Consider the following 15048-nt stretch of genomic DNA (forward strand, 5'->3'; position numbering starts at 1 on the left):
AAGTTAAGGGAGAGCCTTTTATGAATTTTATCGACCCATCAGCGAAACTGGATGAAACCGTAAAAGTTGGATATTTTTCAGTTGTAGAAAAGGATGTAAAGCTTGGAAAGGATGTTGTCATTGGCAACCGTGTGACAATCCATGAAGGCACAGTAATTGGCGATGGAACTACTATCGCAGATGGAGCGGTTGTCGGGAAACCGCCAAAACCTGCTAAAACCAGTACTGTTAAGTTGGCAGATTCAATTCCTGCACTTGAGCTTGGCGAAGGAGTAACTGTTGGTGCCAATGCTGTCATTTACCGCGGTGCAAAAATTGGATCGGACACCCTGATTGCTGACCTGGCAAGTGTAAGGGAAAATGTCGAGATTGGTAATTACGTCATTGTCGGACGCGGCGTCACTGTAGAAAATTACGTAAAAATCGGCGACCGTACAAAAATTCAGTCCAATTCCTATATTACAGCGTATACAACACTGGAAGAGCAGGTTTTCATCGCTCCTTGCGTGACAACTACGAATGACAACTTGATGGGAAGAACAGAAGAGCGATTCGATAAAATTAAAGGCGCTACAGTCAAGAAAGGCGCTCGTGTGGGCGGAGCGTCGATTCTATTGCCTGGAATAGTTGTGGAAGAAGAAACCTTCATTGCTGCTGGCGCACTTGTCACGAAAAATACAGAGCCAAAAACTCTGATTAAAGGTGTTCCGGCAAAATTCGTTCGCATGGTTGACGAACGTGAACTGTTATAAATCTTTTAAGCGTTTAGGAGCGGAATCGCTCCTTTACGTATTTTAACGAAGGTTTAACCTGCGATTGGGAAACCTTAAAGATAAGATTACTTATAAAGGAAGGTTCAAAATGAAGATTTTAACTGTGCTTGGGGCAAGGACTCAATTCATTAAAGCAGCTCCTGTTTCACGTGTTTTGCGAGAATCTCACGAGGAATTGATCATCCATACTGGACAGCATTATGACAGCAATATGTCTGATATCTTTTTCGAAGAGCTGAACATACCAAAGCCTGATTATTTACTTGGCGTAGGTTCCGGCAATCATGGAAAGCAAACAGGGGAAATGATGGCGAAGATCGAGGAAATCGTCCTCAAAGAAAGCCCTGATTATCTCATGGTTTATGGAGATACAAATTCAACTCTTGCAGGCTCTCTTGTGGCGGCGAAGCTTCATGTTCCTGTCATCCACATCGAAGCTGGATTGAGAAGCTTCAATAAGAAAATGCCTGAAGAAATCAACAGGATTATGACAGACCATGTATCAGAATACTTATTCAGCCCTACCGAGACTGGAGTAGTAAACCTCAAGAATGAAAACATCACCAGAAATGTTTATAATATTGGCGATGTTATGTATGATGCCGTTCTTTATAACCAGGAGCTGGCTGAAGAAAAATCAACTGTCCTTCAGGATAATGATCTTGATCAGAAGGGCTACCACCTAATCACCATCCACCGAGCGGAGAATACGGATGATGTAGAAATAATGAAAAATATCCTTGATGCCTTCTCTCAAATCGAAGAAACAAAGGTCTGGCCAATCCATCCGCGTACGAAGCATAAGCTTGCTGATTATGGTATTAATATCGATTCGGTACCTGGCTTAAAGGTAATTGATCCAGTAGGTTATCTGGACATGCTGACACTTGTTTCCAACGCAAAGAAAATCGTTACGGATTCTGGCGGTGTACAAAAAGAAGCTTACTTCATGAAGGTCCCGTGTGTAACAGTGAGGGAACAGACTGAGTGGGTAGAGACGCTTGAATCTGAAGCAAATATCCTGGTTGGCACAGAAACTGCCAAGATAGTAGAGGCGGTTAAGAAGAATGTTTCTCCAGAGTACAAGGATGTTTTTGGAGATGGGAAAGCTGCAAATAAAATCGTAGAAATTCTAGCAACATCTGAACAGAACTAAGACCACTAAATGTCAGTGGGGAGATTAAAGATGAAAACAGTACTCGTTTATTACCCCTTTGCTCTGGCCAAAGAAGCAAACAGCGGTTCCAAGCTGAGACCGCTTGAGATGAAAAAGGCATTCGAGGCATGGGGAGAACAGAATGAAGTTAATGTGATATTAATATCTGGAACTACGAAGGAACGTCGCCAGCAATTCCGGCAACATCTTTCATCCGGTGCGTTTGATGATCTCTGGTTTTGCTATATGGAAAACCAGACGATTCCTCTGTGGCTGACAGATCCAGGCCATAAACCGAAGCATCCATTTATCGACCGTCAGATTCTTGCGTTCTTAAAGTCAAAGAATGTACCTGTTGGAGTCTTTTACAGGGATGTCTATTGGAAGTTCGACCATATCTACCCGCTTAAGGGCTACAAGAAGACGATAATGCAATCGATTTATAAAATTGAAGAGAAATTTTATGAAAAATATTGTGATGTGATTTTCCTTCCAAGCCTGGAAATGGGAAAGTATGTTGACATTGAAAGGCCAATGGCTGATCTGCCTCCCGGCGGGAAGAAAGTGGACATTTTAGATAAAGAACCTCATGGTGAGCCCTTCCATGCAATATATGTAGGTGCCATAAAAGGAGAAGACTACGGTTTCGATTTACTAATGGGAGCTTTTGAAATCATTAACAAAGAAAAGCAAAGATGTGACTTGACTATTGTCTGCAGGCAGCCGGAATTTGAATCATTGACAGACCAGCAAAAAGAGCAGCTTACAAAATTAGGCATCGAAGTGCAGCATATTAGCGGCGAGAAGCTTGATGAGTTATATAGAGAAGTTGATTTTGCCTTAATTCCGAGAAAGTGTACTGAATACCAGAACTTCTCAATGCCTGTGAAGCTTGTTGAGTATTTATCCAATAATCTTCCGATCGTCGCAACCGCTTGTGATGCCCAGAAGCGTTTCTTGAGTGAAAATGGATATGGCATCATCTGTGAAGACGAGGAAAAATCAATGGCAAGAGCAATTGAAGAAATGATGGGCAGCCTTGAACAATACCAGAATAATATCCAGGAAACCTTCATGAAAAATCATTCCTGGCTGGCAAGAGTTGAGAAAGTGAAAAATTCTCTTGTTGGGAGTGAGTAACATGAAAGTTGTCCTATTTTCACCTGGAAAGTCCTCTCGCACACACATAAGTGGGCCATGTACTTCAAAGAGCACGGTCTTGATGTTACCGTTGTCACATTTAAGGACCATTATTCTGCAGAGAACGCCAGAGAAGTTAAAACTTTGGTACTGCCGAAAACCTTGCCTGGCAAGCTTTCGTACTTGCCAGCTGTTTTGGCATTAAGAAAGATACTGGCAGAATTGAAACCGGATATCCTTCATGCCCATTTTGTTTCGAGCTACGGCTTTGTTGGTGCCCTCGCTAACTATCAACCTTTCTTTGTATCAGTATGGGGTACGGATATCTACAAGTTTCCTAAAAAGAGCAGCCTGAACCGAAGGATTGTAGAATTCTCCCTGGGAAGGGCTGAGATCATTTGCTCCACCAGTAAGACGATGGCTAAGGAAACAGCTAAGTATACTAATAAGAAGATTGAAGTAACGCCTTTTGGTGTTAACCTATCCCTATTCTCACCTAAGGAAGATGTCAACAAAGGTAAATTGGTGGTTGGGATTGCAAAAGGGCTGGATGACATCTATGGTTTCCGGGATCTTTTTAAGGCTTTTGCCATCTTAAAGCCTAAGTTCGAAAGTCTTGAACTCCATATACTTGGAGATGGGTCAATGCGCGAAGAGTATGAGCAGTTAACCCATGAATTGGAAATCGATGAAAAAGTTAAGTTCATCGGCCGGGTTCCTAATACGATGGTTCCCCAATATATGAAAGAGATGGATATCGTGGCAATGCCATCATACGAAGATAGCTTTGGGGTTACCGCAGTTGAGGCAATGGCCTGCGGCATTCCTGTCGTGGTTTCAGATGTTGATGGTCTGAAAGAAGTTGTCCTGGAAAATGAGACAGGCTTTATTGTGCCTCGTGGTAATCCAGAAGAGCTGGCTCAAGCCCTTGATAAGCTTCTAAAGGATGAAGAACTTCGAGTGAAAATGGGAAAGCGGGGCATAGAGCATGTCCGTCAAAACTATGACTGGAATGATAATGCTGACTATATGGTTAAACTATATAAGAATAAAATTGCTCAAGAGTGAACCAATAGGAAATAAGCCAGTTGTCAATGAGAGTGTAATTTAGTTTGAATTATTTTTTATTTATCTAGAAATTTACTTAATGGAGTTGGGAAAATGAGAATTATCTATTTATGCCAGCATTTTCCCCCTGAAACGGGTGCACCACAAATTAGGGTGTATGAGGTCAGTAAGGAATTAATTGAACGGGGGCACCAGGTGGAGGTTTTGACTGCCTTTCCTCACCATCCTAAGGGTGTCATTCCGGATGAGTATAAGGGAATGTTTTATTTATACGAAAATTGGGACGGGATTCCTGTCCATCGATCATGGATCTATCCGTCACCAAAGGGCAGCTTCTGGAAGAGGCTTGCATCCTATTTTTCGTTCACATTCAGTGCCTTTTACTCTCTGGCTAAAGCTAAGCCAACCGATGTCATCATCTGTAATTCCCCGCCTTTATTTTTAGGGATTTCCGGGTACATTGGAGCCAAGCTTAAGCGGGCAAAGTTCGTTTTCAATGTTGCGGATATTTGGCCTGAGTCGGCGGTGGAACTCGGGATTCTAAAAAATAAACCCTTTATTCGCATGGCTGAATGGCTAGAGAATTTCCTGTATAAAAAGTCATGGAAGATAGCGACTGCAACTGATGGAATCAGGGATTATATGATCCGCAAAGGGAAAAAGCCTGAAGATGTGTTCTTGCTTCCTAATGGAGTGAACACAAATACCTTCAGTCCAATGAAGCCTGATCATGATCTGATTAAAGAGTTGAAACTAACAGGCAAGAAGGTGTTTATGTACGGGGGGAACACTTGGCTATGCTCAGGGATTGGATTCAGTCCTTGAGGCTGCAGCTCTTGTGAAGGAAGATACTCCGGACGCACATTTTCTGTTTGTTGGTGATGGACAGGAATGGGAAAAGCTTGTATCCATGAAAGAAGAACTTCAATTGGATAATGTGACTTTCTATGGGTCTGTTCCTGTCTCAGAAATGCCAAGGATGTTTTCTGTTGCTGATTACAGCATTGTCTCTTTACGTAATATCGCACTCTTTAAGGGGGCGAGGCCATCGAAAATTTTCCCTGCCATCTCAACTGGTACACCGGTCTTGTACTGTGGAGAAGGGGAGAGTGCCTCTATTCTTGAGGAATACAATTGTGGTAAAATTGCTCCACCTGAAAATCCAGAAGATATTGCTGCTGCCGTAAGAGAGTTGGTGGCGGTTTCGGAAGTTGATTACAAAATCATGTCCCAAAACGGACGGAAATTGGCTGTTGACCAATATTCCTGGAAAAGTATCGTGGACGATTTAGTATCTCATTTAAATAAAGGTGAAATGAAAAAAGCATCGACATAATAAAATGTCGATGCTTTTTGCTTATTTAGATACTGTAGTACCAGTAAAATAATGCTTCAAGATTCTTTCTGCAGTCCACCCATTTTCGGCAAAACCTTTTGCTCCGTATTGGCTCATTCCAATTCTGTGTCCCCAGCCTTTTCCAGTCAAGGTGACGGAGGATACCTCGCCATTTCCTTCAGTCGAAATAACGCCAGAGGAGGTCTGGATTGTCACATTTGAATCTGTTAATTTCACTTGCCCGCTTGTTGTCTGGACTGTTTGGTCGGCAAGATCAGATATTGTTACTGTTCCTGAATTTGTTTGTGCAGAAATGCCGATATCTGTTTTAGCAGCTTTCATTGTGAACCAGTTAGAATATAAGTAGCCGTAAACGTTGGAATTCTGAATCGGGAAAAGCTTCCTTATCACACTTTCATTGCCGGTGACAGTTTTATCGCCAGCAGATGTTTTTACAGTGACACTTCCGATTTCACCGTTAACACCTTTCTTGGTGACTGTGATGTCATACAACTTGTCCGTTTCGCTGAATCCAAATGATTTCAAAATTGTCCCAGCTGAGTATGGTGCACTCCAATTGCTGTATGGAGACTTTTCATATGGATCCTCAACAGAAGCCAGGTAAGGATAATATTCCTTGCTGGAATTCCATACATCCCAAACGTTTGCCGTACGGCCGCCGCTCGTTGAATGGAAGAAGGTTTGGATCGGTTTGCCGTTATAGCGGACCATCACACCAGCGGTTTCATGGATTGCCGCATTTGTTCTTGAATCTTCAGCAGTGTAGCCTCTATATACCTGGCTTGCCGCACTGTCTGTCAACGTCATCATATTAGCAGCGTAGCTTCTTGCTGCGATTGCTTGTGCTTTTAATGCTTCCTTATGCCATGATGCAGGCATTTCACTAGGGACAACACCTTTTAAGTAGTCTTCCATATCCAGGTAGTTAATTACTTGTACCTTTGTTCCGTTAGGATAGAGATAGAAACTGCCTCGATAAGTTAGGCCGTTGCTTAATTTCGTCAGCGGAGTGGCATTCGTTGAATCAAGAGATACCGTACTCGCCAGCACCCAGCCCGTATCAGAACCAGAAGTTACTCTGTACCAAACTTCATTACTGTTGTTGGTAAAAGAGGAAAGATAGTCAGCCGCTTCACCTTTTTTCAGGGTTTTTACCGCTTCGTAATCGGAAGTCGCCCCCCCGACGGATTGCTGTATCGATATTGGCAATAGCAATTTGCTTTGAACTGATCATTTCTTTTACATCAAAGCCTTTTGCCGAAGTCTGGCTGAATCCTGTATATGTTACAGTAATTCCGCTTGTTTCTTTTTTTACAGTAAGCACAGTATTTGAAGGGATGGTGTGAGTTTTGCTTGTATCCCTGTTAAACAACTGATAAGAAGTATTCAAAGTCATCGTCAGGCTGGTTGCCAGGTGAACAGACACATTAACTTTATTTGGGTATGACTTCACTTCAACTGCATGAGCAGGACTCGTATTGCTTCCTATTAGAATGGTGAAAATCGCTAAAAGTGAAAATAATTTCTTCACTTTAGTTCACCTGCCCAAGCCCACTGAACATCCAGCCTCTGATGCCTGTTGACGTTTCGACATTATACCATGTTTCACCATCGCTATTTTTGAATGATCCAAGATACTTTAGAACTGTTCCTTTTGGAACGAGTGTATAAGCTTCGTATTTTGTTGTAGCACCTCTTCGGATGTAAACTTCCCCTGTAGTTGTAACGGTTTTTTCAGTGCTAGCCGGTTTTGTTGTTGAAACATCCCCGCCGTAAACCCATCCGAGCACAGTAGATGAAAGTTGAACTCTATACCATGTTCCAGTGCTTGCCTTGAAGGAATCAACGACTTTTACCGTCTGGCCGGCAGTCACAGTAGCAACAACAGCGTATGATCTGTCTGCACCCCTATGTACTGTAACAGAGCTCTTATTTGGATAAACATAAGCAGGAAGAGTTCCTGTTGTTGGCGGTGGTGTTGTTGTAGTTCCGCCTCCAAGCTTTGCTTCAAGACTATCAATCTCTTTTTGCTGTGCTGCATTTTGGGACTCGAGTGTAGTAATCTTTGACTGCATTGTATTTACTTTCGATTCCAAAGTAGAAAGCTTAGAATTAACAGGGCTTATTTGGGAATTAACCCAGTCAACGCTTGCCAAAACAACATTCGTGCTAGCGTTCATTCCAGAAGGTGTGAAAAGGATTGCACCTGCTCCAATTCCGACAGATAACGCACCAGCAGCGACGATCTTTTTATACTTTTTCATTTTGAAAATTTCCCCCTAGAAAATTGTTTAGAATGATAAGAATTGGGTAAAATAGTAATAAAATTCTTTAGTAGATTACCATAACAATATAGTAATGGATATAGAGTTTACAATTTTGTTAATTTCCAAAGTATTCCTCTAATCCATTTCTTATTCCGACAGCTGCTTTTTGGCGGAATGCATCTGTTGCCAGTAATTTTTCTTCTGTTGGATTAGACATAAAAGCTAATTCAACTAAAATACTAGGCAATTCATTCATTCTGTTTACAAACAAGCCTTGATTGTAGACTCCACGGTTATATGTGGATAATGCAGCGACCATATTTGTCTGGATTGATTTTGCCATCTCTGCACTCTGCGGTCCATTGAAGTTTACACTTGTATTATAGAAAGTAGATGAACCTCTGGACGTGCTGCTATAAGAATCAGCATGGATACTTATAAAAGCATCATAATCTGAAGTATTGGCAATATCTGTCCTCTCATATAGTTCTAAAAAGACGTCTGTGCTTCTTGTTAACCTAACTATTGCACCATATTTCTCAAGTTCTTGTTTTAAAAGTAAGGCAGTACCGAGGTTCACGGTCTTTTCCATTAAACCTGAAGGTCCGATTGCGCCACTGTCTTTTCCGCCATGGCCAGCGTCAACGACAATCTTTTTGCCTTTTAATCCAGTTGTGATCACTTTAATCGACAATTTATCACTATCATTGCGAAGAGTATAAGTATATCCTGGCTCAAAAGTTATGATTGCTGATTTTTCAAACGTACTTGACTGGATAATTTCAACAGACTTGATTCCTTTCACCGCAAAAGGAGGAAGTGTAATATCTGTCAAACCTCCATTGATTTTGATTCGGTCGAATGACAAAACTTGATAGGAAGGCTTGAAGTTTGCAGGCTTCTTCCACATTAAATATTGATCCCCATTGATGATTGGAGCTGTTGGTTCTATCAATCTTTTCATAGAGGTTGCTGAAGTTTGTGATTCATATATCCAGCCTCTCACTCCAGCCTGCGTCTCAACATTCAACCAATCTCCCAACGATCTTAGGACAATCAATGCTTCATTCTCCGGCAGTGTGGCAATGGCAGAATAGCTTGTCGATGCTCCCCGGCGAAGTGGCGCGTTATTTAAAGCGTAACGCAATGTATAGTCACTCTTTGAAACTACTAATTCATATCCAGGCACCCAGCCTACGTTTCCGTTCGCTGCCTTGATTCGATACCATAGATCACCCGATGTTCCAGTGAATTGGTCAAGAACGGTTACTTTACTAAAGTAAGGAAGATTTTCAGTGACTTTATAGCTGTAAGAGGCTCCTGAACGGAGGACTGCGTTTTTGGTTCCTACATATTGAGTAGTTATGACTGCCTTTGATGTCATTACAGAGCTTGCGGGAACCCATCCCAGTAGGTTGGGGCTTAGCTCCAGTCTTAACCAGCTCACACCGTCCGTGCCTGTATAATGGGCTACAATCTTTGCAGCCTGATTAAGCTTTAATGTAGCAACTCCGGTATAAGAAGTTGATGCACCTCTTCTTACAGTCACACTGTCAGCTTTACCGTAAACAGTTGTTCCGATAGCAGGAAGTCCAACGGTTTGCTTTACAAATGCTATATCGCTGACCCATCCAAAAACGTTGTTGCCAAGGTCAAGGCGTGACCACTTTTCACCTTTAGAGTTGGTGAAAGCATCGATGACTTTAACAGGCTGCCCGCTGTTTACATATGTAACGACGGAATAGCTGTCATCCGCACCTTTTCTGACTGCTGATTTATCGACTTGGATAGTTTTCGTGATAGCTGTAAAAGCAGGTTTGACAAAAGCCCTATCGTTCACCCATCCAAAAACATTGTTACCAAGATCCAACCGTGACCACTTTTCACCCTTAGAGTTGGTGAAAGCATCAATGACTTTAACAGACTGCCCGCTGTTTACATATGTAACGACGGAATAGCTGTCATCCGCACCTTTTCTGACTGCTGATTTATCGACTTGGATAGTTTTTGTGATTGCTGTAAAAGCAGGTTTGACAAAAGCCCTATCGTTCACCCAACCAAAAACATTGTTACCAAGATTCAACCGTGACCACTTTTCACCCTTAGAGTTGGTGAAAGCATCAATGACTTTAACAGACTGCCCGCTGTTTACGTATGTAACAACAGAATAACTTCCATCCGCGCCTTTTCTGACCTCGGATTTGTCAACCTGTATGGTTTTAGTAATAGCTGTAAAAGCAGCTTTAACAAAAGCGGTATCATTTACCCATCCCAAAACGTTATTGCCAAGATCAAGACGCGACCACTTTTCACCTTTAGAGTTAGTGAAAGCACCGATGACTTTAACAGACTGACCGCTGTTTACGTATGTAACGACGGAATAGCTGTCATCGGCACCTTTTCTGACCGCGGATTTGTCAACCTGAATTGTTTTAGTAGAATAGCTGGGAGCAGGTGCAGTAGTTGTAGATTGGACATCTACTAAACTAGATAAGATCCATCCGACATTCCCATCGAATTCAATTCTGTACCAAATTTCACCGCTGGAATTTATGAAGCTATCAATTATTTTTACTTGTCTACCAGTTGATATTTTTGCGATGGAGGCATACGATATATCGGCCCTACGACGAACATTCACATTATCACCATTAACTATACCGATACTTCCGGTTACATTAGGCTCCGCAAATTTACTTGCGGGACTCCAGCCTAAAACATCACCTAAGTCAACTCTGTACCATATCTCGCCAGAAGTGTTAGTGAATTGGCCGATAACAGGTACTTTTTGGCCGGGGTCAATGTACTCAACAATTGGATAACTCGTAGTGGCACCTTTACGGACTTCAACTTTCTGCTCGACAACCATATTCGCCGGCAGTTTTAATTCCTCGGACCATGAAAGTGAAGGGAATAGTAAAGCTGTCGACAATACAGATGAAGCAATTATTTTTTTCACGATTTACCTCCATTGTAACTAAATTGTTTAACTTGTAACATTTTATCAGAGGATGTCAAATATTCCAACCTGTCGAAAGTAGTAGAATAATAGACATCCATGTTGTTTTTATTATCGGAATAAGGGTTTGAGGGTTTAATGGGAATTAAAGGAAAAATAAAAAAACCCCAAAAACTGGGGTTAGTTGTCATTGTTTGCAGTATTTAATCCTGTATCTTCTGATGAATTGTAGGAACTTTCACCATCTAAAGTCTGGTTGATTGATAAGGTGATTTCATTTAAGGAGTCCTGATCAGGAATATAATAATAAACATCATCAATATAATCATCATAACCTTTTAGCGAAAGCTGGTTGATTTGTGTATTCTTTAATTTTGAATAAAGTTTGACAAAGCTTGCGAACTTAGATGGAGGGATATTGGTCTTTACATTCTCTCCCAGATCGTTAAGGATATCATCAATTTTAGTGATAGATGAGAAGGAAGTTCCTTCATCTATTATTTCCTTAATGACCTGTTGTTGACGTTCATTACGCCCAAGATCTCCCCGTGGGTCTGATTTACGCATTCTTACATAAGCGAGCGCTTCATTTCCGTTCAAGTCCATCTCGCCCTCATAATACTTTTTCCACTTTAAACTTCCGGTTAGCTGTGCTTGGAAGTCAAATGGGACATCCACAGTCACACCACCAAGCGTATCTACAATATCTTCAAACCCTTCAAAATTGGTCGTAATAAAATAATCAACTGGTACATCAATCATTTCTTCTACCGTATCTATTGTTGAAGTAATACCGTTGTGTCCGTAAGAATGAGTGATTTTATCTTCATATCCTGCATCTGGAATGAATGTGCGAGTATCACGAGGGATACTTAACATCGTAATTTCTTCTGTTTGGGGATTCACTGAAATCATCATAATAACGTCGGAACGTCCTTTTCCGCCTTCCTGATTCTCAAGACCAACAAGTAATATGGTAAATGGGTCTTTTGTGACCTCAACTTCTTCAGCCCGCTGGTTCTTTTCGGGTCCTAGTTTTTGGTAAATACTGTCAGTTGCTTTGTACCCGCTGTAAAATATATCAATAGCAAATAATATTCCTGCTGCAAATAGGCTTAAAAAAACAAAGAGCAGCGATAACCGCAGGATTCGCTTCTTCCTCTTTTTCCTTAATACCGCTCTTGAATTGGACATATTAATCCCCGCTTCTTTAGTCAATTTACACTACAATACTTTATTTTACCGAATCTTTATTAGGGCGTAAATATAAGTTTTTATGAGATCAAGAAATGATTTCCTCTATATATATAACCTCTCCTGGCGCAATTTTGCTCTGGCCGTTCGTCAGTTCAGTCATCCACTCAGTAAAAATGTCTGTTTGTCCTTCTTCGACAAAGGTTTCTAATTCTACATTTTCCAGGTAATGAATTTCTTTTAACTTATATATAGAGGATCTGAGTTCATTTTCTAATTTTCCTAGCCAGGTATAGTCAACCGAAGTATGCATGATCCGCATAAGTTTACGTTCGACAATTCCGGTCGCGGCTATTCCTTCAGAAGTAGCTTTACCGTATGCGCGAATCAGTCCGCCTGCCCCTAGTTTTATTCCGCCAAAATATCGGGTTATGACTACCACAGTGTCCTTTAAATGTTTCTTTTTCAATACTTCAAGAATCGGCACCCCAGCTGTTCCACTTGGCTCTCCATCATCATTAGCTTTTTGAATCTGGTCGTTCTCACCAATCATGTAAGCTGAACAATTATGTGTCGCATTCCAGTTTTTCTTTTTAATCCTCTGGATGAACTCCTGTGCTTCTTCTTCTGTTTCTGCTCTGTCTATATAGGCAATGAAACGGGACTTTTGAATCTCGATTTCATGCTCTCCATAGCCTTTCACCGTTAAGTAACTTGGCAGCATTCATGCTCACCTCTCTAACGAAAATTTTCCCAACCTCATATATTGATTCATCGACATTATTTTTATGTTCGACAATAGTACTTAGTGCTACAATTCATTATAAGTTGACGGCAATCGAGGAACAATGGTGTCTTATGATTGTAATATAACTTTAATACTGTAAATGTGTTCGAATGTTATAATTGTTAGTGGTCTGACAAGGCGGATATTACTTTTGGAAAAATGTTTGTATTTTAAAATTGGAGTTTACCTCCTAAAATATTAGGATATAAGACATGGGATATAAAATCAATTCTATGACTTTATATCGATTTTCGGCAAAATTGGCATGATTTTCTTGTTGAAAATTAGTAACAAATAAGTTTTCAAGTTAAACTATTAATAGTACCGCCCATGGAGGAGTTTTACATGGCGATTAAAAAATTCGACACGAAAGCCCTTGATCTAATTTTAGAAAAAATGATCGAAACCGTTGGAGACAGTAAAGACGAAATCTTCCGGATAGGTGAACAGTGCAGGACGGATTATGAGTCGATCACCGACGAATTGAAGGAGATTAAGAGGAAGGTCGCGCAAATCATTAATGATGGCGACAGGCTGGATGCCCAGGTAAGGAGGGCCAGACTGCGGCTATCAGAAGTAAGTAAGCATTTTAAGGATTATTCAGAAGCTCAGGTTCGTGAGGCGTATGAAGTGGCCCACAAGCTTCAAATGGATCTGACGATGAACAGACAGACAGAAGAAAAGCAACTGCGTGAAAAACGAGATGACCTTGAGCGTAGGCTTGTAGGGCTAAATGAAACGATTGAACGCGCCGACCACTTAGTTTCGCAAATTTCGGTTGTCATGAATTATATGATGAGCGATATCCGCCAAATGGGGGAAGCGCTTGAGACGGCGAAACAAAAACAGGATTTTGGGCTGAAAATTATTGAAGCCCAAGAGGATGAGAGAAAAAGACTTTCTCGCGAAATTCACGATGGACCGTCCCAGATGATGGCAAATGTGATGATGCGATCCGATTTGATTGAGAGGGTTTATCAGGAGCGCGGCGCGGATGAGGCAATCCGTGAAATCAAGAGTATGAAGACGATGGTCCGATCTGCCTTGTATGAGGTGCGGAGAATCATTTATGATTTGAGGCCAATGGCTCTTGACGATCTCGGTCTGGTACCTACCCTCAAAAAGTATTTGCAGACGATCGAAGAGTATCATAAGACAACCAGAATCCAATTTACTAATATGGGTGAAGACAAAAGACTTCCATCCAACTATGAAGTTGCCTTGTTCCGGATCATCCAGGAGTCTGTACAAAATGCACTGAAGCATGCGGACGCCATGACGGTTCAAGTAAAGCTTGAAATCAAAAGGGACCAAATTATGGCTGTAGTAAAGGATGATGGCAAAGGTTTTGATATTAACGAAAGTAAACCGGAGTCCTTTGGCCAATCCTTTTAGGAATAAGAGAAAGAGTCGAACTGCTGGAAGGTGAACTGACGATCCATTCAAAAATTGGCACTGGAACGCTGGTTATCATCCAAATTCCGATGAATCTATAAAAATTTAAAAAATAGATAGAGAAAAATAGAGACAGAAGCCGTAAGGGAGGCGAAGGCTATGACAACAAAGATTGTCATTATTGACGACCATCAACTTTTCAGAGAAGGGGTAAAACGGATCCTTGATTTTGAACCGTCATTCAAAGTGGTTGCAGAAGGTGATGACGGCAGCGAAGCTATTTCGCTAGTAGAGCAGCACCAGCCAGATGTAATCATCATGGATATCAATATGCCTAATACGAATGGTGTTGAAGCGACCGGTGAATTGATTGAGAAATATCCTGAAGCTAAAGTCATCATCTTATCAATTCACGATGACGAAAACTATGTGACTCATGCTTTGAAGACAGGGGCAACAGGCTATTTATTAAAAGAGATGGATGCAGACGCACTGGTTGAAGCAGTTAAAGTGGTTGCTGATGGCGGTTCATACTTGCATCCGCGAGTCACACACAATCTGGTGAAAGAATATCGCCGATTATCCGCGGATGAGCGTGGATCTGATAAGTACATATCCCCGGTTGAAATTCGCCGGCCACTCCACCTGCTGACTCGCCGTGAATGCGAAGTCCTTCAGCTTCTTGCTGATGGCAAGAGTAACAGAGGCATTGGCGAAGCGCTATTCATCAGTGAGAAGACAGTTAAGAACCATGTAAGCAACATCCTGCAAAAAATGAATGTAAATGATCGTACTCAGGCTGTAGTCGTTGCAATCAAGAACGGTTGGGTTGAAGTAAGATAATCTTCTTAAAAAACCTTTAGAGGAACCACATTTGTCGAATCGACAGATGTGGTTTTTTGTCGATTACTGTACGAATATGTTGGAAAAATACGACAGAAATATCACCGTG

At 41.4% G+C, this 15048-nt stretch carries 11 protein-coding genes and 2 pseudogenes; 7 read left to right on the top strand and 6 right to left on the bottom strand.

From position 1 onward, the window contains the following. The first annotated feature begins 20 nt into the window (after positions 1-20). From LC048_RS00410 to LC048_RS00430, 5 genes and pseudogenes are all read left to right on the top strand, one after another. Positions 21-752 carry an acyltransferase gene (locus LC048_RS00410; protein ID WP_226601550.1) on the top strand — a complete coding sequence of 244 codons (732 nt, stop codon included), beginning with the start codon at positions 21-23 and terminating at the stop codon, positions 750-752. A 109-nt stretch (positions 753-861) separates the two neighbouring features. Further along, the gene (wecB, locus tag LC048_RS00415) at positions 862-1929 is read left to right on the top strand and encodes a non-hydrolyzing UDP-N-acetylglucosamine 2-epimerase (protein ID WP_306049142.1); all 1068 of its coding nucleotides are present in this window, start codon (positions 862-864) and stop codon (positions 1927-1929) included. Positions 1930-1959: 30 nt separating this feature from the next. Next, positions 1960-3069 (top strand): glycosyltransferase, encoded by a 1110-nt coding sequence (locus tag LC048_RS00420; RefSeq protein ID WP_226601552.1) that lies wholly within the window; start codon positions 1960-1962, stop codon positions 3067-3069. Between the two features lie 57 nt (positions 3070-3126). Beyond that, positions 3127-4137, top strand: a complete 1011-nt coding sequence (locus LC048_RS00425; RefSeq protein WP_306049144.1) for a glycosyltransferase — start codon at positions 3127-3129, stop codon at positions 4135-4137. A gap of 93 nt (positions 4138-4230) precedes the next feature. After that, positions 4231-5473 (top strand): annotated as a pseudogene (locus LC048_RS00430) (glycosyltransferase family 4 protein). A gap of 21 nt (positions 5474-5494) precedes the next feature. Here LC048_RS00430 and LC048_RS00435 read toward each other — a convergent pair. The 6 genes from LC048_RS00435 to LC048_RS00460 form a co-directional block, all read right to left on the bottom strand. Beyond that, entirely contained in the window at positions 5495-6703 is a 1209-nt protein-coding gene (locus LC048_RS00435; RefSeq protein ID WP_306049146.1) for a SpoIID/LytB domain-containing protein, read from the bottom strand. Continuing rightward, a complete protein-coding gene (locus tag LC048_RS00440) occupies positions 6627-7025 on the bottom strand; it encodes a hypothetical protein (RefSeq protein ID WP_306049147.1) in 399 nt (132 codons plus the stop codon). The genes LC048_RS00435 and LC048_RS00440 overlap by 77 nt, the downstream gene beginning before the upstream one ends. Position 7026: 1 nt before the next feature. Further along, a complete protein-coding gene (locus LC048_RS00445) occupies positions 7027-7758 on the bottom strand; it encodes an SH3 domain-containing protein (protein WP_226601556.1) in 732 nt (243 codons plus the stop codon). Between the two features lie 118 nt (positions 7759-7876). Next, complete coding sequence (locus tag LC048_RS00450; protein WP_306049149.1) at positions 7877-10720, bottom strand: N-acetylmuramoyl-L-alanine amidase family protein; 2844 nt, start codon at positions 10718-10720, stop codon at positions 7877-7879. A gap of 180 nt (positions 10721-10900) precedes the next feature. Then, entirely contained in the window at positions 10901-11914 is a 1014-nt protein-coding gene (locus tag LC048_RS00455; RefSeq protein ID WP_226601558.1) for an LCP family protein, read from the bottom strand. 88 nt (positions 11915-12002) lie between these two features. Beyond that, the gene (locus LC048_RS00460; protein WP_226601559.1) at positions 12003-12638 is read right to left on the bottom strand and encodes a YigZ family protein; all 636 of its coding nucleotides are present in this window, start codon (positions 12636-12638) and stop codon (positions 12003-12005) included. Between the two features lie 408 nt (positions 12639-13046). On the opposite strand from LC048_RS00460, the pseudogene LC048_RS00465 reads away from it, so the two are divergent. Together LC048_RS00465 and LC048_RS00470 are read left to right on the top strand one after the other, a co-directional pair. After that, positions 13047-14197, top strand: a pseudogene (locus tag LC048_RS00465) (sensor histidine kinase). Between the two features lie 58 nt (positions 14198-14255). Next, positions 14256-14939 carry a response regulator gene (locus tag LC048_RS00470; protein WP_226601561.1) on the top strand — a complete coding sequence of 228 codons (684 nt, stop codon included), beginning with the start codon at positions 14256-14258 and terminating at the stop codon, positions 14937-14939. Positions 14940-15048 lie beyond the last annotated feature (109 nt).

Source organism: Mesobacillus subterraneus (assembly GCF_020524355.2).
Lineage (GTDB): Bacteria > Bacillota > Bacilli > Bacillales > Cytobacillaceae > Mesobacillus > Mesobacillus subterraneus_C.

Bases quoted from the DNA above. Each gene is read 5' to 3' on its own strand.
- LC048_RS00410 (WP_226601550.1), top strand. From the start codon at position 21: ATGAATTTTATCGACCCATCAGCGAAACTGGATGAAACCGTAAAAGTT.
- wecB (WP_306049142.1), top strand. From the start codon at position 862: ATGAAGATTTTAACTGTGCTTGGGGCAAGGACTCAATTCATTAAAGCA.
- LC048_RS00420 (WP_226601552.1), top strand. From the start codon at position 1,960: ATGAAAACAGTACTCGTTTATTACCCCTTTGCTCTGGCCAAAGAAGCA.
- LC048_RS00425 (WP_306049144.1), top strand. From the start codon at position 3,127: ATGTACTTCAAAGAGCACGGTCTTGATGTTACCGTTGTCACATTTAAG.
- LC048_RS00445 (WP_226601556.1), bottom strand. From the start codon at position 7,758: ATGAAAAAGTATAAAAAGATCGTCGCTGCTGGTGCGTTATCTGTCGGA.
- LC048_RS00455 (WP_226601558.1), bottom strand. From the start codon at position 11,914: ATGTCCAATTCAAGAGCGGTATTAAGGAAAAAGAGGAAGAAGCGAATC.
- LC048_RS00460 (WP_226601559.1), bottom strand. From the start codon at position 12,638: ATGCTGCCAAGTTACTTAACGGTGAAAGGCTATGGAGAGCATGAAATC.
- LC048_RS00470 (WP_226601561.1), top strand. From the start codon at position 14,256: ATGACAACAAAGATTGTCATTATTGACGACCATCAACTTTTCAGAGAA.